19 protein-coding genes and 1 pseudogene are annotated in these 19,711 nt (G+C 54.6%); 11 read left to right on the top strand and 9 right to left on the bottom strand.

The features are described 5' to 3' along the window. The first annotated feature begins 95 nt into the window (after nt 1-95). From IQ254_RS01090 to IQ254_RS33385, 3 genes and pseudogenes are all read left to right on the top strand, one after another. Complete coding sequence (locus tag IQ254_RS01090; RefSeq protein ID WP_193963432.1) at nt 96-974, top strand: M23 family metallopeptidase; 879 nt, start codon at nt 96-98, stop codon at nt 972-974. A gap of 48 nt (nt 975-1,022) precedes the next feature. After that, nucleotides 1,023-2,111, top strand: coding sequence for a chorismate synthase (aroC, locus tag IQ254_RS01085; protein WP_193963431.1), 1,089 nt, complete (start codon nt 1,023-1,025; stop codon nt 2,109-2,111). Nucleotides 2,112-2,127: 16 nt separating this feature from the next. After that, a pseudogene (locus tag IQ254_RS33385) lies at nt 2,128-2,310 on the top strand (cupin domain-containing protein); the annotation flags it as partial. Between the two features lie 3 nt (nt 2,311-2,313). Here IQ254_RS33385 and IQ254_RS01080 read toward each other — a convergent pair. Beyond that, nucleotides 2,314-3,309 (bottom strand): ATP-binding cassette domain-containing protein, encoded by a 996-nt coding sequence (locus IQ254_RS01080; RefSeq protein ID WP_193963429.1) that lies wholly within the window; start codon nt 3,307-3,309, stop codon nt 2,314-2,316. Nucleotides 3,310-3,361: 52 nt separating this feature from the next. Next, a complete protein-coding gene (locus IQ254_RS01075; protein WP_193963427.1) occupies nt 3,362-3,805 on the bottom strand; it encodes an orange carotenoid protein N-terminal domain-containing protein in 444 nt (147 codons plus the stop codon). Between the two features lie 505 nt (nt 3,806-4,310). On the opposite strand from IQ254_RS01075, the gene IQ254_RS01070 reads away from it, so the two are divergent. Continuing rightward, a complete protein-coding gene (locus IQ254_RS01070) occupies nt 4,311-4,706 on the top strand; it encodes a polymer-forming cytoskeletal protein (RefSeq protein ID WP_193963425.1) in 396 nt (131 codons plus the stop codon). On the opposite strand, the gene IQ254_RS01065 is transcribed toward IQ254_RS01070, so the two are convergent. Beyond that, on the bottom strand, nt 4,703-4,897 hold the full coding sequence (locus IQ254_RS01065; RefSeq protein ID WP_193963422.1) for a hypothetical protein: 195 nt from the start codon (nt 4,895-4,897) through the stop codon (nt 4,703-4,705). The two genes, IQ254_RS01070 and IQ254_RS01065, sit on opposite strands and share 4 nt — an antisense overlap. A 149-nt stretch (nt 4,898-5,046) precedes the next feature. Here IQ254_RS01065 and IQ254_RS01060 point away from each other — a divergent pair, with 149 nt between their 5' ends. The 4 genes from IQ254_RS01060 to lexA all read left to right on the top strand — a co-directional run bounded on the left by IQ254_RS01060 (nt 5,047) and on the right by lexA (nt 9,042). Beyond that, nucleotides 5,047-5,532, top strand: a complete 486-nt coding sequence (locus tag IQ254_RS01060) for a hypothetical protein (RefSeq protein ID WP_193963420.1) — start codon at nt 5,047-5,049, stop codon at nt 5,530-5,532. 145 nt (nt 5,533-5,677) lie between these two features. Then, entirely contained in the window at nt 5,678-6,415 is a 738-nt protein-coding gene (gene cysE / locus IQ254_RS01055; RefSeq protein WP_193963418.1) for a serine O-acetyltransferase, read from the top strand. A 487-nt stretch (nt 6,416-6,902) separates the two neighbouring features. Next, nucleotides 6,903-8,042 (top strand): RNA polymerase sigma factor RpoD, encoded by a 1,140-nt coding sequence (gene rpoD, locus IQ254_RS01050; protein ID WP_193963410.1) that lies wholly within the window; start codon nt 6,903-6,905, stop codon nt 8,040-8,042. 385 nt (nt 8,043-8,427) lie between these two features. After that, a complete protein-coding gene (gene lexA / locus IQ254_RS01045) occupies nt 8,428-9,042 on the top strand; it encodes a transcriptional repressor LexA (RefSeq protein ID WP_193963408.1) in 615 nt (204 codons plus the stop codon). A gap of 312 nt (nt 9,043-9,354) precedes the next feature. Here lexA and IQ254_RS01040 read toward each other — a convergent pair whose 3' ends face one another. The 6 genes from IQ254_RS01040 to IQ254_RS01015 form a co-directional block, all read right to left on the bottom strand. Beyond that, nucleotides 9,355-9,894 carry a hypothetical protein gene (locus IQ254_RS01040; RefSeq protein WP_228039890.1) on the bottom strand — a complete coding sequence of 180 codons (540 nt, stop codon included), beginning with the start codon at nt 9,892-9,894 and terminating at the stop codon, nt 9,355-9,357. Between the two features lie 14 nt (nt 9,895-9,908). Then, entirely contained in the window at nt 9,909-10,946 is a 1,038-nt protein-coding gene (gene lpxD, locus IQ254_RS01035) for a UDP-3-O-(3-hydroxymyristoyl)glucosamine N-acyltransferase (protein ID WP_193963406.1), read from the bottom strand. Nucleotides 10,947-10,994: 48 nt separating this feature from the next. Next, nucleotides 10,995-12,362, bottom strand: coding sequence for a 23S rRNA (uracil(1939)-C(5))-methyltransferase RlmD (gene rlmD / locus IQ254_RS01030; RefSeq protein ID WP_193963404.1), 1,368 nt, complete (start codon nt 12,360-12,362; stop codon nt 10,995-10,997). A 102-nt stretch (nt 12,363-12,464) separates the two neighbouring features. After that, nucleotides 12,465-12,638 (bottom strand): hypothetical protein, encoded by a 174-nt coding sequence (locus IQ254_RS01025; protein ID WP_193963402.1) that lies wholly within the window; start codon nt 12,636-12,638, stop codon nt 12,465-12,467. A 202-nt stretch (nt 12,639-12,840) separates the two neighbouring features. Next, nucleotides 12,841-15,306, bottom strand: a complete 2,466-nt coding sequence (locus IQ254_RS01020) for an ATP-dependent Clp protease ATP-binding subunit (protein ID WP_193963400.1) — start codon at nt 15,304-15,306, stop codon at nt 12,841-12,843. A gap of 210 nt (nt 15,307-15,516) precedes the next feature. Then, nucleotides 15,517-16,242 carry a GNAT family N-acetyltransferase gene (locus IQ254_RS01015; RefSeq protein WP_313887326.1) on the bottom strand — a complete coding sequence of 242 codons (726 nt, stop codon included), beginning with the start codon at nt 16,240-16,242 and terminating at the stop codon, nt 15,517-15,519. A gap of 195 nt (nt 16,243-16,437) precedes the next feature. Between IQ254_RS01015 and lysA the strand changes: the two genes are divergently transcribed. The 3 genes from lysA (at nt 16,438) to IQ254_RS01000 (ending at nt 19,625) form a co-directional block, all read left to right on the top strand. After that, on the top strand, nt 16,438-17,853 hold the full coding sequence (lysA, locus tag IQ254_RS01010; RefSeq protein ID WP_193963398.1) for a diaminopimelate decarboxylase: 1,416 nt from the start codon (nt 16,438-16,440) through the stop codon (nt 17,851-17,853). Between the two features lie 99 nt (nt 17,854-17,952). After that, nucleotides 17,953-18,873 carry a diadenylate cyclase CdaA gene (cdaA, locus tag IQ254_RS01005; RefSeq protein WP_193963396.1) on the top strand — a complete coding sequence of 307 codons (921 nt, stop codon included), beginning with the start codon at nt 17,953-17,955 and terminating at the stop codon, nt 18,871-18,873. Then, on the top strand, nt 18,870-19,625 hold the full coding sequence (locus tag IQ254_RS01000; RefSeq protein WP_193963394.1) for an isoprenyl transferase: 756 nt from the start codon (nt 18,870-18,872) through the stop codon (nt 19,623-19,625). The genes cdaA and IQ254_RS01000 overlap by 4 nt, the downstream gene beginning before the upstream one ends. Nucleotides 19,626-19,711 lie beyond the last annotated feature (86 nt).

The following is a 19,711-nucleotide window of genomic DNA, read 5'->3' as shown; positions in this document are numbered from 1 at the left end:
CGTCCTCAGAAATTGTGCAAATGCCCTGATCCCCGTATAATCCTTTCTGTTCTGATGGTTGAATATTGTCGCGGTTTCCCAACGCTAGTTTTGCCATGGCTCGCTCTCGGCTTAAGCCTTACACTGTGCTGATTACAGCGACCGGAAGGTCGTCAATTACACTGACCCTAAGACCGGTTCCGCTGATGGTAATGTTAGCGGTGCTGGTGGGAGTACCCATCACCTGGATTGGGGTTTTAGTTTACCAAAATGTACAGCTGGCTCAGCGCAATCAAAGTTTGTCTGAAACGGCCAGCGAAGTTTTGACCGAAATCAATGCGATTGGCGCTGAGATTGAAGTGCTCAAAGACCGGGCTGGATTGCCCGAGGGCGACGCAGCCGAAGATCTAATCCCTGGCTCTAGCGTGGAGATTCCCCCTAAAGGTGGGGTAGCCAAGGCGGCTCCAGCCGAAGCCATGCTTGACCAGGCTCGCCGCGAGCTGCCTGACTTAGAGACTGCGCTGTCTCGATCGATTAAGCCGGCCCTAGAAGAAACCCTAGCCTCTGAGGCAGAGCAGGCCGCCGCTTTCCCTAGCGGTAAGCCCGTAGCGGGCGAGTTATCGATCTCTTCAGAATTTGGTCTACGGCCCAACCCCTTTGGCGGACGCAGCTATGAAATGCATGAAGGCCTAGATTTTGTCGGGCCGGTGGGCAAACCGATCCTGGCTACCGCTGAGGGAGTCGTAGTGGCGGCTGACTATAGCGGCGGCTATGGTAACCACGTCAAGATTGACCATGGCTATAGGTATGAAACCCTCTATGCCCACATGTCTGAAATCAATGTCAAGATCGGCGATCGCGTTAAGCGCGGCGATGTTGTCGGCCTATTGGGCAGCACGGGTAGATCTTCAGGCCCCCACCTGCACTACGGTGTCTACCGCAACGGCCAGGCCGTAAATCCGCGCTATTTTTTGAAGCTTGAGGAAACTAAATAGTAGGATCGTTAGAGTTTACGTTCGCCAGACTCTGACATTACTAAATCTATGGGCAACACCTTTGGGCATCTCTTTCGCATCACCACCTTTGGTGAGTCTCACGGGGGTGGAGTGGGTGTGACCATAGATGGTTGCCCGCCGCGTCTGCCCATCACCGCTGAAGAGATTCAGGCCGAACTCGATCGCCGTCGCCCTGGCCAGAGCAAAATTACGACGCCCCGTAAGGAGAGCGATCGCTGCGAAATTCTCTCCGGAGTGTTCCAGGGCCAGACCCTGGGCACGCCTATTTCTATCCTGGTGCGCAATGAAAATATCCGCCCCCAGGACTACAGCGAGATGGCGACAACCTATCGCCCCTCCCATGCCGACGCTACCTACGACGCTAAGTACGGTCTGCGTAACTACCAAGGCGGGGGGCGCTCTTCAGCCCGAGAAACCATCGGGCGGGTGGCCGCCGGGGCGATCGCCAAAAAAATCCTCCAGCAGGTTGCTGGCACAGAAGTGATTGGCTACGTCAAGCGTATTCAGGATCTTGAGGGCACGGTTGACCCTAGCACCGTCACCCTGGCGCAGGTCGAAAGCAACATCGTCCGTTGCCCTGACCAAGCTGCTGCCGAAGCCATGATCAACCGGGTTGAAGCCATGCGCGATCAGGGTGACTCTATCGGTGGCGTGGTGGAATGTGTGGCCCGAGGTGTGCGGGTGGGGCTGGGCGATCCGGTGTTCGATAAGCTCGAAGCCGACCTGGCTAAGGGGGTGATGTCACTGCCTGCGAGCAAAGGTTTTGAGATCGGCTCTGGTTTTGCTGGCACCCTCCTCACCGGCAGCCAGCACAATGACGAGTTCTATACCGACGAGGCTGGCACCCTACGTACCCGCACCAATCGCTCTGGGGGTACCCAGGGGGGCATTACCAACGGTGAAAACATCATTATCCGGGTCGCCTTTAAGCCCACCGCCACTATTCGCAAGGCCCAAAATACGGTCACTAATGCGGGCGAGGCCACAGTGCTGGCCGCGCGGGGCCGCCACGATCCCTGCGTACTTCCCCGCGCTGTGCCCATGGTTGAGGCCATGGTTGCCCTGGTGTTGTGCGACCACCTGCTCCGTCATCACGGTCAGTGCGAACTGTTTTAGTGGTATTCCCAAAGCTATGAAAATCATCGGCCTAGACCAGGTGCCTGAGGAATCTGTCTCCCACAATCTGGCCATTAAAAAGCGAGTGTTACTGCGATCGCACGATTTGCCCCATCTCACCAATTTTTCCCAAGCCCGATTTGCCCCCGGCGATGTCGCCACTGGCCACAGCCATAGCGATATGGCCGAGGTCTTCTTTTCCCTATGCTGTCCGCTCCCTGACGGCTCCCGCATCAAAAACGCGTCCGATCACTTCCTCCACCGGGGGATCGCTCACCGTCAGGTCTTGAACATCTAGATCGCCTAGCAGTTGACTGACCACCTGGGTTAACGCCTCCCGACGCACAATTAACCGGGCCGTACAGCCTGCCAAACTCTCGATTTCACCGTAGCGACTCAGCAACTCAGCATCACAGCCCTGAGCGAGATCTATGGTCACTTCTCGGTAAGGGGCGAAGCTATCGAGCAACCCCTCTAGGCTGCCGTCATAGATTAATTTCCCTTGGTAGATCAGCAACACCCGTCGGCATAGCGCTGTGATATCAGCCATATAGTGGCTAGTGAGCAAAATAGTGGCCTGATAGCGGCGGTTGTAGTCGCGCAAAAACTCCCGCACCGCCACCTGAGCATTAACGTCTAGGCCCAGGGTAGGCTCGTCCAAAAACAGCACCTGGGGGCGATGTAGCAGAGCGGCCAGCATTTCGGCCTTCATCCGTTCTCCTAACGAGAGTTTCCGTACCGGCTGAGTAAGCTTTCCTTGAAGCGTTAGCATCTCGGTGAGTTCATCAACTCGGTAGCGAAACTCTCGATCAGATAGTCCGTAGATAGCCCCATTGATGCGCAGCGAATCTAACGCAGGCAAATCCCAAAGCAGCTGCTGTTTTTGCCCCATAACCAGGGTAATGTCTTGCAGAAAGCTAGCCCGACGCTGAAAAGGAATGTGATCCCCAACCCGCACCATGCCGCTGGATGGATGGATCAATCCAGTCAGCATCTTCAGGGTAGTGGTTTTGCCGGCACCGTTTGGCCCTAAAAAGCCCACCACTTCACCCGGTTCTATACGAAAGGAAATATCTTGCACTGCCTCTACCACATGATATTGACGGCGGAAGAAATGCCTCAAGGTGCCTCCTATACCCGGCTCCTTGGTGGCTACCGGATAGCGCTTACTCAGTTGATGAACGTCAATGATGGGCATGACAGCAAAGAACCTAGGGGCAGGCTCTCACTTTAGCGCCAACGCTCTAGTCTTAGGCCACAACCCGGCGTAAGAAATGCAATCGCTCGTTGAGACCCATGGTGGTCAGGCGTGCCAATAAGGCTTGGGTACTCTCTGTACCCTTTTGGCAGGTAGCCAAGGGAATGCGACTGGCTGGCATAAGGTAAAATAAACGATGCCAAAAGGCCAACTTCATATTGATATTCAGCGTCCGGTAGGCATCAGCGAAGCGGGTATCGGCTCCAGCCAAAATATCGTGCAAAATCGATACCCGATCGCAGCAGTCTACCTGTTGAATCTGGCTGATGAGTTGCTGTACCGCCTGGGAAAATAGGGCGACGGGCGCGATCGCAGCAAAGGCTTGGCCCAGGGTGTCATAGGTTTGCCAGAGAATAGCAAGGCGACAGTCTATATCAGCAGATTCAAAGGCTTCAATGGCCTGCTCAAACTGGAGAGAAATATTGACGGCGGTCATGGCGGGGTTTCCTGAGGGAATTTTATGGAGGTTTTTAATGGCAGGCGATGTCGTCAAACTAGTTGGGTTGAGTTAACGATGGCCTGAAAATCGATGAACGGCCTTCCACCAAAACCCAGGGGAGGTATAGAGCCGGGATCTGGCAGAATATCGGTCAACATCACCATCCTAACTAGAGGACAGCCAGACTGAGTTAAATGAGAAACTCAGCCAATCTAGATGGTTTATCGTCTATTTATATTGATCCCCATTCTCTTTGAAAAAATAGCAATTCTTCCAAGTTTCTTTAGATTTACCCACGTGCCGGTAGCGGCGGCCCCCTCTAGGGCAGGAATAATCCCTTTAGGTTCTAGGCAAGGAATATTCGATATGCTGGAACCATCGCTTCTTTGAGATCTAGTTACACGATCAAGCGGCCAACTTGGCTGCTGTCGTGAATGTGGGCTGCGCATAATAGGCCCTTCCTTAGGGTGCCATTTCCTACAGATGTTACGAGGGCAATCCAATGTTCAAGCGCAAAATGGCTCCGCAATTGACTTATCTAAGTCAAAAGACTGAGTTTGAGGGAGTTCTTCATGGTGAAGGCATGCTGCGGGTCGATGGCGTTATCCACGGCACCGTCGATATTAAAGGAGATGTAGAAATCTCATCCACAGGGCTAATCGAAGGTCCTGAAGTGAAAGCTCATAATATTGTGGTGGAGGGAGTGCTGAAGGCTCGGGTCTTCGCCAAGGGCAAGCTTACCCTTAGCCGGACGGCTCGTTTAGAGGGCGATGTGGTAGCTGGCTCACTAGAAATTGAGCCTGGAGCCTACTACACCGGCTATATCGAAACTTGCGACGCTAAATCACTACCGCCAGCCCGAGAGGTACCAGAGCTCTACGGCACTACCGAGGTTTAGGCAGGCTGATCGCGCATCAACCAGATCACCAAAACTAAAACGACCCCGCCTACCAGCCAAGGCGAGGGCACGAATAGGGTGCCTAGACCAGGCAGGGCATTGACTATCGTGGCAGCTATCCAAGCTGTCACTACGCAACCTATCAGCGCTATGAGTTCCACCGTGGCCCCCAACTCAACTGAGATAATCATAGCGATCGCGGTATTGGCCACAACTATGACCAGCGTCTCGCACCTTGAGGCGTTCACTTATATAGACAGTTTGGGCTTGTGTCTATCAGGGCAAGCCGTGGCAACCGTAAGGCATCACTATAGGTAGTGAAGCACAAGAGACAACAGGTATGGTCGCGAACTATAGGTATACCAAGGTATTAGCGCTCGCCGCAGGGCTGGTGATGTCGTGGCTTCCAGCTACATCTACCATCGCCCAGCAGGCGGCTCCTCAGCCGTTTACTCTATCTGACAGCAACCCAGGGGCTGAGGTCGGAGGCTCTACCAACGGCATTTTTGCCCTATCTAACATTGCGGGGCGCGATCGCAGGGGCAATATCTGTGTTGGGTTCGCCGACAGCGCTCCAAACCATGTCATGGTGCTCCAACAAAACTTTGACTCCCTTACCCTCCAGGTCAATAGCGGCGGCAGCGACACCACTCTCCTCGTCCAAGGCCCTGACGACAGCATGATTCGCTGCGGCGAAGATACCGATCGCCGCAATCCCGATGCGCAGATACAAGACCAGAACTGGGCTGCAGGAACCTACCGGATCTGGGTAGGCTCTCACAATCAGGGGCAGCGCCACAGCTACTCTCTCAGCGTTAAACCCTAAGGGCATGCTCAGTTTTTCCCGCTAGCGTTATTTCAAACACAGCTTTCAGATGCCAATGGCCTTTGAGGCCTGGCCCTGACCATAGAACTTAGGGCCAGGGCCACGTTAGGATAGTGAAACTGCTCTTAATTCCCCATCCAGTCCTGTGCTCAAAACCCTGCTTGCCGACTTTCGCATCGTGTTCGAGCGTGACCCAGCGGCCCGCAACTGGCTAGAGGTACTGACCTGTTATCCAGGTTTGCATGCCTTGGTACTACATCGATTTAGCCACTGGCTTTGGAACCTAGGCCTACCGGTGGTGCCTCGATTCATTTCCCACTTGGCGAGATTTCTAACCGGCATTGAAATTCATCCTGGAGCCACTATTGGGCAAGGCGTCTTTATTGACCATGGCATGGGAGTCGTGATTGGTGAAACCGCTATCATCGGTGACTATGCGCTGATTTATCAGGGGGTCACTCTAGGGGGCACTGGCAAAGAAAGCGGTAAGCGTCACCCCACCCTTGGCGACAATGTAGTCATCGGAGCCGGTGCCAAGGTACTGGGCAATATTTATGTAGGCCATAGCGTACGCATTGGAGCCGGCTCAGTTGTATTACGAGAGGTGCCCTCAGACTGCACTGTTGTAGGTGTACCGGGTCGTATCGTTTACCGAGCCGGAGACCGTACCGAACCCTTAGAACACGGCCGTCTACCAGACTCTGAAGCCCAGGTGATTCGAGCTTTGCTCGATCGCATCGAAGCTTTAGAGAAAGAAGTTCAAGCCCTTGGTTCCGTTCGCCTAGAACCCGCTTTAATCGACGCTAGTCGTTCTAAACCGGTTATCCACTGCCGCATCGAAGATCGCGCCATCGAAGAATTTTTGGATGGCACGGGTATTTAATGGGGATTGTTGTGGTGTAAAGATTACGTTACAAAAACATCCCCCTGAATGCTGTCAAAGCAAATGCTTTGAACATTATTTGCACCATAGAGCGCCCTAAAAATAGTTCACTTGAACTAAATAGAGCTATTTATCCGAAGTTCGTCCAGCTTACTCCCGTTTCTTGAGCCCTCCAGTTAGACATTTCAGCCGATTGCAGCCTTTCTGCCAAAGTTGGGGTGGTACATCACAGGAGATTGCAGTTAAAATTGAGAAGCTTCGCCTACGCTGATGTATCTCTCTAGATAGAGACGGCGATAAGTCTAAGTCAACAACTGCGATGAGACTACAGGTAGCTTAGTTAGCTCAGCCATATCATTTGGCTCCAGGAAAGTAGATCCGCCTTTTTTCGGAACTTTTTTTCGGAACTATAGGCATCTACCCGAGGAGCTGTTAGTCTGATCACAGTCTTTGTATTTCAATTTTTAAGGAGCACGAGGATCGCGGCATGACCCAAGCAAATCATCTGCTCGGCACCATCACCCCTAATACTGAACTCGATCTCTTGATCGACGGTAATGATGGCGACGGGAACTTTGTTGCCCAAGATGACGAGGCCGGCGCTGACGAGAAAGCGCCGAAGGGTAAAGCAACCCGCCGCCGCGCTCAGACTAAAAAGCGCCATTACACCGAAGATTCTATTCGCCTCTATTTACAAGAGATTGGCCGTATTCGTCTGCTGCGGGCTGAGGAAGAGATTGAGCTCGCTCGCAAAATTGCAGACCTGCTCAAGCTTGAGCGTATCTATGACGAGCTGTTAGATTCTCTGGAGCGCGACCCATCTGATATCGAGTGGGCTGCTGCCGTTAGCCAAGATGAAGGTGAGAACTACACACTAGCTAGCTTCCGGCATCGCCTACACGTCGGTCGCCGCGCCAAGGACAAAATGGTGCAGTCGAATCTGCGTCTCGTGGTATCTATTGCCAAGAAGTACATGAACCGGGGGCTATCCTTTCAAGACTTGATTCAGGAAGGCAGTCTTGGGCTAATCCGCGCTGCTGAGAAATTTGACCACGAAAAGGGTTACAAGTTCTCGACCTATGCAACCTGGTGGATTCGTCAAGCTATCACTCGGGCGATCGCGGATCAATCTCGCACTATTCGCTTGCCGGTTCACCTATACGAGACTATCTCTCGTATTAAGAAAACTACCAAGCTGCTTTCTCAGGAGTTGGGTCGTAAGCCCACTGAAGAGGAAATTGCAACTCGCATGGAGATGACCATTGAGAAGTTGCGATTTATTGCCAAATCTGCCCAGTTACCTATTTCGCTTGAAACCCCTATTGGCAAAGAGGAAGACTCTCGCCTGGGCGATTTTATCGAGTCTGATGGCGAAACGCCTGAAGATCAGGTCTCCAAGAGCTTGCTGCGAGAAGATCTGGAAAGCGTGCTCGGCACTCTGAGCCCCCGGGAGCGCGATGTACTTCGCCTACGCTATGGTCTGGATGATGGTCGGATGAAAACCCTTGAAGAAATCGGCCAGATCTTTAATGTTACTCGTGAGCGTATTCGCCAGATTGAGGCTAAAGCGTTACGCAAGCTGCGTCATCCTAACCGGAACAGTATTCTTAAGGAATATATTCGCTAGAACGTATTCCAGGTGATTTTCCCTTCCCAGGGAACCAGAAACACACCATTGAATTGGCTAGAAAGGCTGCCTAAAGGCAGCTTTTTTATTGCCTCAATTTTGCTAATCATCCAGCTAGCCATCCAAACAAGATATGGAGCGCTGGCCAAATAGCTGAGTATACGAGCATCTGACAAAGCCAGAAACTGGAATGCTCTCTAGCTAAGCATCAAGCATCCGAAAGACCAACAGTATTTTGCAGAGGCAAGTCGGTCTTCAAGAGTAGAAACGAGAGGATTGAGCCAAGATTTTGAATTAGCCAAATATTTGTTGCGGCAGTAGACAGATTCGCCACCTGTTGGTACACTTGTTCTGTAACACTAACTGACGCCGTGGCTGAACTCTCATGGAATCCTTGACAACCGCCCAACAGGAGCTCTACGACTGGCTGGTCGACTACATTCGCGCCAATCAGCATTCTCCCTCCATCCGGCAGATGATGCGAGCAATGAATTTGCGCTCCCCGGCCCCAATTCAGAGCCGCCTAGAGCACCTTAAAAATAAGGGCTATATCGAATGGAGTGAGGGCAAGGCTCGTACTATTCGGGTACGAGACGACCTGCGCGGAGTGCCCATTCTCGGCACTATTGCGGCTGGTTTCGTCAATGAGGCCTTCACAGATTCCGTCGAGCGTCTCGATCTCAACGGATTGCCCATTCAAAACGGTGACTACGCTCTCAAGGTTACTGGAGACAGCATGGTCGAAGCCATGATTCAAGATGGAGACGTCGTCATCATGCGCCCGGTAAAAGACCCTCAGGGGATTCGGGAAGGCACCATCGTTGCGGCTCGGGTTGAAAGTGGCACTACCCTAAAATCTTTTTATCGCCAGGGTGATCAGGTGCAGCTTAAACCAGCTAATCCCGACTATCCGGTGATGGAGTTTCCGGCGGAGTCGGTGGATGTGCAGGGAAGACTTGTCGCTGTATGGCGTGGCATTGACCCAGACTTCGTAGTTTAGCAATTGCTGCTTCTTTTTTGCTCCTGTTGGCTGTGGCCTTTGGTCGCAGCATTTTTCTGACTAGATCATTAGGGCTCGGTTCATTCTTAGATTACGGATGTCGTTTAGCTGCCAAATCCCATAAATGTTGCACTGGGGTGCGTTGGCGGAGCGCGCTATGCACTTACTCAAACCCTAAAAACCAAGCTTGACGGGGCACTAGAGCATCGGTACAGTATGGCTAAAAACCCGGTTTCTTTGTCACTGCCCTAACGGCATGACTGGCATTTTGGCCGAGAAACCGGGTTTCTGTACCGGCGTTCTAGCACTGATCTATCGATCGCAGTTAGATTGTTCTGCCGATTCATCCGCCGATTCATCTAAAGTTGGCAATGGGTTTTGCAGACGATGCAGGCAAATCTCCAGGATTTCTCGAACTGACTCATGGGTATACTCGTCGTCGGGGTGAGGCGGTTGGCCAGGTTGTTGAAAGTGAGGGCGATCCCCGTAGATTTGGCCCCAGACGACGTCGGTCTGGCGTACTAGCTCGTAGAGCGTCTCGGGCGATCGCAGCACTGTGGCCAACAGATCTTTGACCGCCTCGACAGGGTTTTCGAGGTGACGGCTGAGGCGGGCTTCGTCGTCAGTCAGCCACTGATCTAGCACTCGTTGGAGTGCTCCGGGGCCATCGGACAAGGACTCTTTGAGCGCTTGCTGAGCACCATGCTTAGCCTGTACTAACCGGGGAATAGGGGACTCGCCCTGCATGAAGTTGCCGGCTTCTTGGCCAATAGCCGCAGCCAGGGTAAACGGGCGACTGAGGCGGAGTTCTTGCTGAATATCAGTCGTGTTGTCGGCGGAGTCAGGGGTCATGGCGTTGTGGCTGTTTAGGATAGGCGCTTTTGTAATCGCTGGAGAGTCTTATACATCTCGGGAAGGCGACGGTAAACAGCCGAAGCTTTGAGAAATACCTTGTGGGGCAGGGCGGGGATACCAGTGACGATTTCGCCGGGGGCTACGTCGGCATGAATGCCCGCTTTAGCGGTTGCGATCGCGCCATCGCCGATTTTAGCTTGGTTAGCAATACCCACCTGGCCCGCCAAGATCACCCGGTTGCCGATGATCACACCCCCGGCCATGCCCACCTGAGCCGCCATGACTACGCCCTCACCGACCTGACAGCCATGGGCAATGTGGACTAGGTTATCGAGTTTGGTGCCACGCCCGACTCGGGTAGTCCCTACAGCAGGACGATCGATGGTCGAGTTGCTGCCTACCCGCACACCGTCTTCAATCACAACGAAACCCGACTGTTCCATTTTTTCCCAGCCCTGGGCAGTAGGCACAAAGCCAAAACCCTCGGCCCCAATCACCGCGCCGCTGTGAACAGTACAGTCAGCGCCAATTTGCGATCGCTCGTGGATAACACAGTTGGCATGAAGCACGGTGCGATTGCCGATTTGCACGTCGGGATAGACCACCACATTGGGGTGAATGCAGACTCCGTCTCCTAAACTAGCGCCAGCTTGAATCACCACGTTGGCACCGAGGGCGACGTTAGCGCCGATGGTAGCGCTGGGGTCGATAGTAGCGGTGGGATGAATGCCAGGCGTGGGCTGGTAGGGCGTATAAAACAGCGCGATCGCCCGGGCGAAGGCTAGACGCGGATCAGAGGCACTCAGCCAAGCCAGGCCACGGGCGTCGGCTTGGGCTTGCAACTCAGAACTAGGGGGCAAAATTAGGGCTGTGGCCTGGGTGGTGGCAATAGAAGCCGCAAACTTATCACCCTCGATATAGCTCAGCGTACCGGCCAAAGCCTGATCGACAGCGGCCATCCCAAAAATATCGGGATCGTGATCGGGAGCTGCGTTCAAGCTAGAGGCCACGGTGATTTGAACTTTCTCGGCAATCGTGCTGAACTTCATAGGAACCGAATAGGAGCTGAGGAAAACGCGTAACAATTAACCTGGCTTTTACGCTACCAGAAATGCGACGCATTCGACGTGGGGAGTCTGGGGAAAGAAATCGGCGGGCTGAGCTTTAGTTAGAGCGTAGCCACCCTGATCTCGTAAAATTTTGAGGTCTCGGGCCAGAGTCGCTGGGTCACAGCTCATATAGACAATGCGAGGCGGGCGAATTTCGATCAGGGCATCGAGGACGGTGCGATCGCACCCTTTACGCGGCGGATCCAGGATCACAATATCTGGCGTATCCGTGAGGCTTTCCACCGCGACCGGCAGCAGCGCACCGACATCGCCGGCCCGAAACTCTACGTTGTCGATACCGTTGAGTCCGGCATTAGCCAGCCCTTGGGCAACCGCTTCTGGCTGCACCTCTAGCCCCATACAGCGTTTGGCCCGTTGGGCTAACGGCAGGGTCAGGGTACCGACGCCGCAGTAGGCATCAACGATGGTTTCGCTACCGGTGAGTTGTAGCTCATCCAAAATCACCTGTAGTACACGCTCAGCCTGTTCGGTGTTGACCTGAAAAAACGTCGTGGCGTGGATGGAAAACCGAAGCTTAGCAAATATTTCTTCGATGTAGGGGACCCCGTCGATCACCAGGGTCTCGCTGCCAAAGATAGCGTTGGTTTTATCCGGATTGAGGTTGACGCATACCCCAACTAGATCGGGATAGCGATCGCGCCATTCCTGAGCCTGCAATTCGATATCTTTCAGATTGGGGGCGGTGGAGACTAACGTTAGCAACTGCTGACCGGTACGACGCCCCACTCGCAACGCCAGGTGTCGCAGGCGCCCTTGGTGTTTACTCTCGTTATAAATTGACCATCCCCGCGCTTGAATATCGCGCTTGACCTCGGCCAACAGCGGATTGAGGCGCTCGTCCTGCACTGGGCACTGATTTAGGTTGACTAGCTTGTGGCTGCCTTGCCGAAAGTAGCCCGCCTTGACCTGACCTTCGGGCGATCGCCCCAGGGGATAGGTAGCCTTATTGCGATAGCCTAGGGGCGCATCAGCCGCCAAAATCGGTAGCACATTGGGGCGGTCAAAGCCACCAATCCGCGTAAACGCATCGACCACCTGCTGCTGCTTAGCGCCCAGCTGAGCTGAGTAGCCGACCGACTGCCACTGGCAACCGCCACACTTATCCGCCACGATACAAGCCGCCCGTACCCGCTCCGGTGAAGCCGTGAGCAACTGTCGTACCTTGGCGCGGCCAAAGGTCGGTTTGGCCTGTACTAGCCTTGCCCGCACTAGGTCACCCGGTACAGTGTTGGGCACAAACACGACCCGCTCCTGCCAGCGGCCCAGGCCATCGCCGCTACTGCTTAGATCGGTGATCTCTAGATCAACGGTTACCCCCTGTTGCCACTGGTCCACGGCGGTGCTCCTGCTATGTATGCTCAATGTTGCCTATCGACTCTAACAAGGGACGCGCCTGATGGAGTAAAGCCGTGACCTAACGCAACTCCAGGGTGGCGTCTAATCGTTGCTACTCAGTACTGCGATCGCATCAGCCGTCAACAGCGGTTTAAGCTGGGCCTGCACTGTTTCGGGTTGGTTGTCCCAGAGCATCTTGCAAAAGGCGCTTTTGCCCTGCTGGCTGGCGCGGTTAAAGATCCCAGCCAGCTTTTCGCAATCGGTGGTATCGCCCATGGTTAAACCTCTCAAATCGTGTTGCCAGCATAGCTGCTCAGGGTGGTCGCCGCATGACCTTTAGGTGTAAACCAGATATTCCTGTAGATTCAACCGCCTTGACCAGAGTCTGACCCACGATGCTCCCCCTTAGAAGAGGCAATAAAATGCCGTCCCCCGCTGGAGACGGCATTACTAACAGGGATGAATCCAGCTACTAGGGTTAACTCTCGGCAGAAATTAGCTCTCGCCGCTGCTCGGACTGAATCGTAACCTTGCCGCTGTCGTCGACATCGACGGTAGCCGTATCGCCATCGCCCAGGCGACCGGAGAGAATCTCCTCGGCCAGAGTATCTTCGAGCAGTCGCATGATCGCCCGACGCAGGGGTCGCGCCCCGTAGCTGGGGTTGTAGCCCTCCTCCACTAGGCGCTCCTTGAAGCGCTCGGTGACCTGCAGACTGATGTTCTTCTCGGTCAGCCGAGCGAATACCTCCTTGAGCAGAATCTCGGAAATCTCCTTGACCTCGTCCTTGGTGAGCTGGCGGAAGACGATGATCTCGTCGAGACGGTTGAGAAACTCAGGGCGGAAGTACTGCTTGAGTTCTTCGTTTACCAGGGAGCGAATGCGGTTGTACTGCGACTCGGCCTGGTCTTGCTCGAACTCAAAGCCGAGACCACCGCCACCCTTCTCGATTACCTTCGAACCGATGTTGGAGGTCATGATCAACAGGGTGTTCTTGAAATCGACCGTGCGGCCCTTAGCATCGGTGAGACGGCCATCCTCTAGAATTTGCAGCAGCATGTTGAAGACATCGGGGTGAGCCTTCTCGATCTCGTCGAACAGGACTACGGTGTAAGGCTTACGGCGCACAGCTTCGGTGAGCTGACCGCCCTCGTTATAGCCAACGTATCCCGGCGGAGAACCAATCAGCTTAGAAACGGTGTGGCGCTCCATGAACTCAGACATATCCAGCCGAATCATGGAGTCTTCGGAACCGAAGAAGTAGGAAGCCAGGGACTTGGCTAGCTCAGTCTTACCAACCCCGGTGGGGCCAGAAAATACGAAACTGGCAATGGGTCGGTTGGGGTTTTTGAGGCCGACTCGGGCGCGGCGAATGGCGCGGGAGGTGGCCTTCACCGCTTCGTCTTGGCCGATTAGCCGCTGGTGCAGGGTATCTTCCATGTGCAGCAGCTTCTCAGACTCGGACTCGGTGAGCTTACTCACCGGCACCCCGGTCCAGGAGGCAACGATGTGGGCAATGTCCTCTTCGCCCACTACGGGCTGGTCTTCGCCCCCTTCGTCTTCGGTGGCCTTGTTTTGAGCAATCGCCCGGATTTCGGCCTTGATTTCCATTTCGCGATCGCGCAATTCCCCGGCTTTATCAAAGTCCTGGGAGCGGACGGCGTTGTCCTTATCCTTGAGCACCTGACGCAGCTCGCGATCGAGCTCCTTCGCCGCAGGGGGCAGCTGGGAGTTGATTAAGCGAACGCGGGAACCGGCCTCGTCGATCAGGTCAATAGCCTTATCGGGCAAGAAGCGGTCAGAGATATAGCGGTCAGAGAGTTTAGCTGCCGCTTCCAGGGCTTCATCGGCAATCTTCAGCTTGTGGTGCTGCTCGTAGCGATCGCGCAGACCGTGAAGAATCTCAATGGTCTCATCGACGCTGGGTTCACCCACCATCACCGGCTGGAAGCGGCGCTCCAGAGCAGCATCACGCTCGATGTGCTTGCGATACTCATCGAGGGTCGTTGCACCAATACACTGCAACTCACCCCGCGCCAGGGCTGGCTTCAGGATGTTAGCCGCGTCAATGGCCCCTTCGGCGGCCCCCGCCCCAATCAGGGTGTGGACTTCATCGATCACCAGGATGACGTTTCCGGCAGAGCGGATTTCATCCATAATTTTCTTCAGCCGCTCTTCAAACTCGCCTCGATACTTAGTACCGGCCACCAGCAGGCCAATATCCAGCGTCACCACGCGACGATCTTCGAGGATATCGGGTACGTCACCGGTGCCAATGCGCTGGGCCAACCCCTCGGCAATGGCGGTTTTACCAACCCCCGGCTCGCCGATCAGCACCGGGTTGTTCTTGGTGCGGCGACCGAGAATCTGAATCACACGCTCAATTTCTTTTTGACGCCCCACTACTGGGTCTAGCTTGCCATCGGCAGCCATCTGAGTCAGGTTGGAACCAAACTCATCGAGGGTAGGTGTTTTGGTGCGACCCTGCCCACCCCCGGCAGAAACTTCGGCAGTTTCACCCAACATACGAATAACCTGAGTGCGCACCTTAGATAGGTCAACGCCCAGATTTTCGAGAACGCGGGCCGCGACCCCCTCACCTTCGCGGATCAATCCCAAAAGCAGGTGCTCGGTGCCGATGTAATTGTGACCGAGTTGACGAGCTTCTTCTAAGGAGAGTTCAAGCACACGCTTGGCTCGGGGGGTAAAGGGAATCTCAACAGCGACGAAGCCGGAGCCACGGCCAATAATCTTCTCTACCTCAATGCGCGCATCCTTGAGATTGACGCCCATTGACTTGAGAACCTTAGCGGCTACGCCCGTGCCTTCCCCAATTAGCCCTAGGAGAATTTGCTCGGTGCCCACAAAGTTGTGGCCTAGCCGACGAGCTTCCTCCTGCGCCAGCATGATGACCTTGATAGCTTTTTCTGTGAAGCGTTCAAACATGATGGTATTAATCACCTGGTGCGTGCCGGATAGGCAAATTCTAGCACAGCGATTTTTGTCAGTTGTGCCCTACTAAACAGCTAGTTTACCGGGCTGAGTTTATACGCCGTCTACAGCACTAAAATAGCTTGGGATCGCCTATTGTCAATAGGTTTAGCCTGGAAAAATGTAAATTTTCTCAACTTTCGAGGTTCGGTTTTAGGTTCGGTTTTAGGTTCGGTCAATTGAAAACTTTGTCGGTGTAAGCTGCCATCCCTGGCGCTCAAGACGACGGCTCGCTGTAATCCTTCGCTGCCTTAGTTGATCGCGAAAATCAGCTGTTTTAAGGGAATTTTGCCATAGAATAAGCGCATCTTCCCCATCAGCATAGTAGCGGCGTCGGCGACCTAAGGTTTCAAACCCAAAGCTCTCGTACAGTGCCAGAGCGCGACTATTGGAAGGGCGTACCTCGAGGGTGGCGCGGGTGAGGGCGCGGTGGTCTGCTGGGACTAGGTTTCGACAACCGCAGGCACTGAGAAGTAGATTGAGCAGCAGCCACTGACCTAAGCCCCGCCGCTGATAACGAGGATCCACCGCCAGTACGGTAATATGGGCTTCATCCAGAATGGCCCAGTAGCAGCCTAGGCCCAGTAGCATGACTTCTGAGGCGGGCCTTTCAGATTCGTTTGACGTCAGGCAGCGAGTAAATTCCTGTGACATTACCGCTCCTAAGCCCTTGGCAGGTTGCAAGTCAGCTATCGAAGCCGTCGATAGATCGGGAGCGGCTTCCTCGATAGCATTGGGCCTGTGTACCAGCATTAGCAGACAGCTGTTGGGGCTATCAATCTCACGCCTGTAAGCCTCCGCCGACCACAGCCCCCCCAGGGAGCGCTGGTCAAGTGCCACTAGGGCAGTAATGTCATCATGGCCCGGAGTCTGGCAAGCAAGGTAGCCCACAAATCTGACTGGCTAAAATTAATTGCAGTTGGCCAAAAACTGGCGTAGCCCTTGATTGTACACTGAGGTTTGGGGCGTAGCAAAATGGTCTCAAGCGTTGCCCAGTGGATCACCACTGGTTTAGAGTCGCGGCTGTCTCAAATTAAACCAAATTAAACCCTGAACACCTCTTTCGTTTCTGTGAGCGCAACATCTATGGTTTCGACGTCTCCTGCCCTGGCCTCTACTGCCGATAGCTGCCAGTACCTCCCCTTCGTTAACTCAGAAGCAGTCCTGTCTCCTAACCAGCAGCTTTTACCCTTAACTGCTGCCGTTACCCCTGACGCTCACCTCAGTGTAGGCAGCTGTGATGTCGTCGATTTAGTCGAGCGCTTTGGGACACCGCTTTATATTTTGGATGACCACACGCTGCGTACGGCCTGCCGCCAGTACCGCCAGGGATTTGAGCGTCACTACCCAGGCGAATCGCTGGTGCTCTATGCCTCTAAAGCCTGGAGCTGTATGGCAGTATGCGCCATTGTCACCGACGAGGGGCTAGGTATCGATGTGGTGTCAGCGGGGGAACTACTGACCGCGACTGAGGCTGGCGCCGATCGCGATCGCATTTACTTCCATGGCAACAACAAATCTGCTGAAGAATTAGCCCTGGCCGTTGAGGTGGGCTGCCGCGTTGTTGTCGACAATTGGCTAGAGCTCAAGACCCTAGGCGAAATCGCTACCCAGGAGGGTAAAACGGTGCCCTTGTTGCTACGGGTTACCCCCGGCATTGAGTGCCATACCCACGACTATATTCGCACCGGACACTTAGACAGCAAGTTTGGCTTCGACCCCGACCAGATTGAAGCCGTGTTTGAGTTTTTGGTCGGTCAACCCCAACTCAATTGTCTGGGGGTGCATGCTCATATTGGCTCTCAAATCTTTGAGCTCAACCCCCACACCGACCTGGGTGGGGTCATGGCCCAGTGGATAGTGACAGCCCAGCGCTATGGTCTCCCCCTCACCGAACTGGATGTCGGGGGTGGGCTGGGTATTCGCTATACCGAGGCCGATGACCCACCGAGCATTGAGACCTGGGTCAAAACCGTGTGCGCTAGCGTGGTAGCGGCTTGCAAGGCTCAAAACCTGCCCCTGCCGCGGCTACTGTGTGAACCCGGGCGATCGCTAATTGGCCCCGCCTGTGTTACTGCCTACCGGGTCGGTAGTCAAAAAGTGATTCCAGGTCTGCGCACCTATGTGTCGGTAGATGGGGGTATGTCAGATAACCCGCGCCCCATCACCTACCAATCGGTATACCGAGCCCTAGTGGCCAACCGCATGACTGCCCCCCTAGACAAAACGGTTACCCTGGCCGGTAAGCACTGCGAGTCAGGCGATATTCTAATTAAGGATGCGGCTCTGCCCGAGTTGAAAAGCGGTGATGTCGTTACTATTGCAGGCACGGGTGCCTACAATTACAGCATGGCTTCGAACTACAACCGGGTGCCTCGACCAGCGGCAGTGCTGGTGTCCGGGGGCAACGCCTGCCTGATTATTCGCCGGGAAACCCTGGTCGATCTGCTTCGGCAAGATTGCCTGCCAGAAACCCTGCGGCCCAAAGTCAAGTCTACCTAGGTCTGAAGGGGCGATCGGTGGCTGACCTGGGCAGGTTAGTCGAGGGCCACCCGGGCCGCCCAGTCGCACAGCCCCTCAGGCACCACCCTCTAACGATGCATGAACTACCTCTGGGAGCAATGGCTAACAAACGACCAGGTTAGGTTTTTCATGCTTCAAGCGCTAGATATTTCGCTGGTGCTGATGCTGAGCTACGTGGTGCTGGTCATCATCGGTGAGCGTCGTACCCTGTGGATGGTGCGAGGGCTAATATTTTTGATGCTGGCAGCGGCCCTGAGCAAGTTCTTTGAGCTAGCGCTACTGGGCTTTGTGCTCGACAAGCTCGTGATTGGCTCTGCGGTCGCGATGGCGTTTATGCTGCAGGGGGAGTTTCGCCGTCTACTAGAACTGCTGGGCCAGGGGCGGGTATGGGAGTTGCTTAGCCCCTCTCGCGAGGCCATGCCCCAGCCCGATAATGTCATTGATGAAATTGTCGATGCGGTGAAGGAACTCTCTCAAAACCGCACTGGGGCACTCTTAATCTTAGAAATCGACAAACCCATTGATGAACGCGACTTTACGGTGCCGGGGGTGCGTCTCAATGCTGAGGTTTCTAAGGAATTGATTCAAACTATTTTTCAAACCAACACGTTGCTCCACGACGGGGCCATGCTGGTGCGAGGGTCGCGCATTGCGTCGGCAGGGGTGATTTTGCCGATTTCAGAACGGGTGGCCTCGCGTCAGCTGGGCACCCGCCACCGGGCGGCCATGGGAATTACAGAACGGGTAGAGCGTTGTATCTGTGTTGTGGTATCAGAAGAAACGGGCTCTATTTCACTGGCGGAAGGCGGTATTCTAGATCGGCCTTTGACCAGTAGTCGCCTACGCAGTATTTTGCGGTCTAAGTTTTCAAAATCGGTAGATCGTGAAGCGGTAGCGCCCCAACTCCGAAGCTTGGGGCGGCGTCTAGGCAGCCTGGTTGTTACTTATGTACAGCGTCTACTCCGCCTCCCCTCATCGTCTCCCCGAGAGAAAAAATGACCACTAAGCCTATTGTGCAATATGCTCTGCCCCCCGACCTCAAGCCCGATCGCCTGCCCCAGCACGTGGCTGTGATTATGGATGGCAATGGTCGCTGGGCCAAACGCCGGGGCCTGCCGCGCATCATGGGCCATCGACGCGGGGTCGATACGCTGAAAACGCTGCTGCGCTGCTGCCGTGACTGGGGCATTGGCGCGCTGACGGCCTACGCCTTTTCCACCGAAAACTGGGGTCGCCCGATTGAAGAGGTCGATTTTCTGATGGCGTTGTTTGAGCGGGTGCTGCGCCAGGAGCTACTAGAGATGATGGAGGAAGACGTTCGGATTCGGTTTGTGGGCAATCTGGCGGCGCTGCCCCCCTCACTACAGGGTGAAATTTATCAGGCGGTAGCTCAAACCAAGGGCAACCAGGGGATCGAGTTTACGGTGGCAACTAACTACGGCGGTCGGCAGGAGATTGTGCAGGCCTGCCGGGCGATCGCAGAGCAGGTACAACGGGGTGAGCTCACGCCGGCTGACATCGGCGAAGACATGTTTGGCCGCCACCTCTACACCGCCGGTATCAGCGACCCCGACTTGTTGATTCGCACCAGTGGCGAAATGCGGATCAGCAATTTTTTGCTGTGGCAGCTGGCCTATGCCGAAATCTACGTCACCGAGACCCTCTGGCCCGACTTTGATTCCTCAGAGTTTCACCAGGCGATGATGGCTTACCAACAGCGCGATCGCAGGTTTGGCAAAGTAAAGGGATAGCGTCCCTCCTTCGAGGAGCGAGGGACTTTGACTCCAGTGAGGCACTTCTCAGCCCTGGGAAAGCCTCAGGCCAAAATTTCTCAGGC

The sequence above is a fragment of the Nodosilinea sp. LEGE 07088 genome, assembly GCF_015207395.1.
Lineage (GTDB): Bacteria > Cyanobacteriota > Cyanobacteriia > Phormidesmidales > Phormidesmidaceae > Nodosilinea.
The sequence above is the reverse complement of the archived record's forward strand: the minus strand, read 5'-3'. Positions and strand labels throughout refer to the sequence as shown.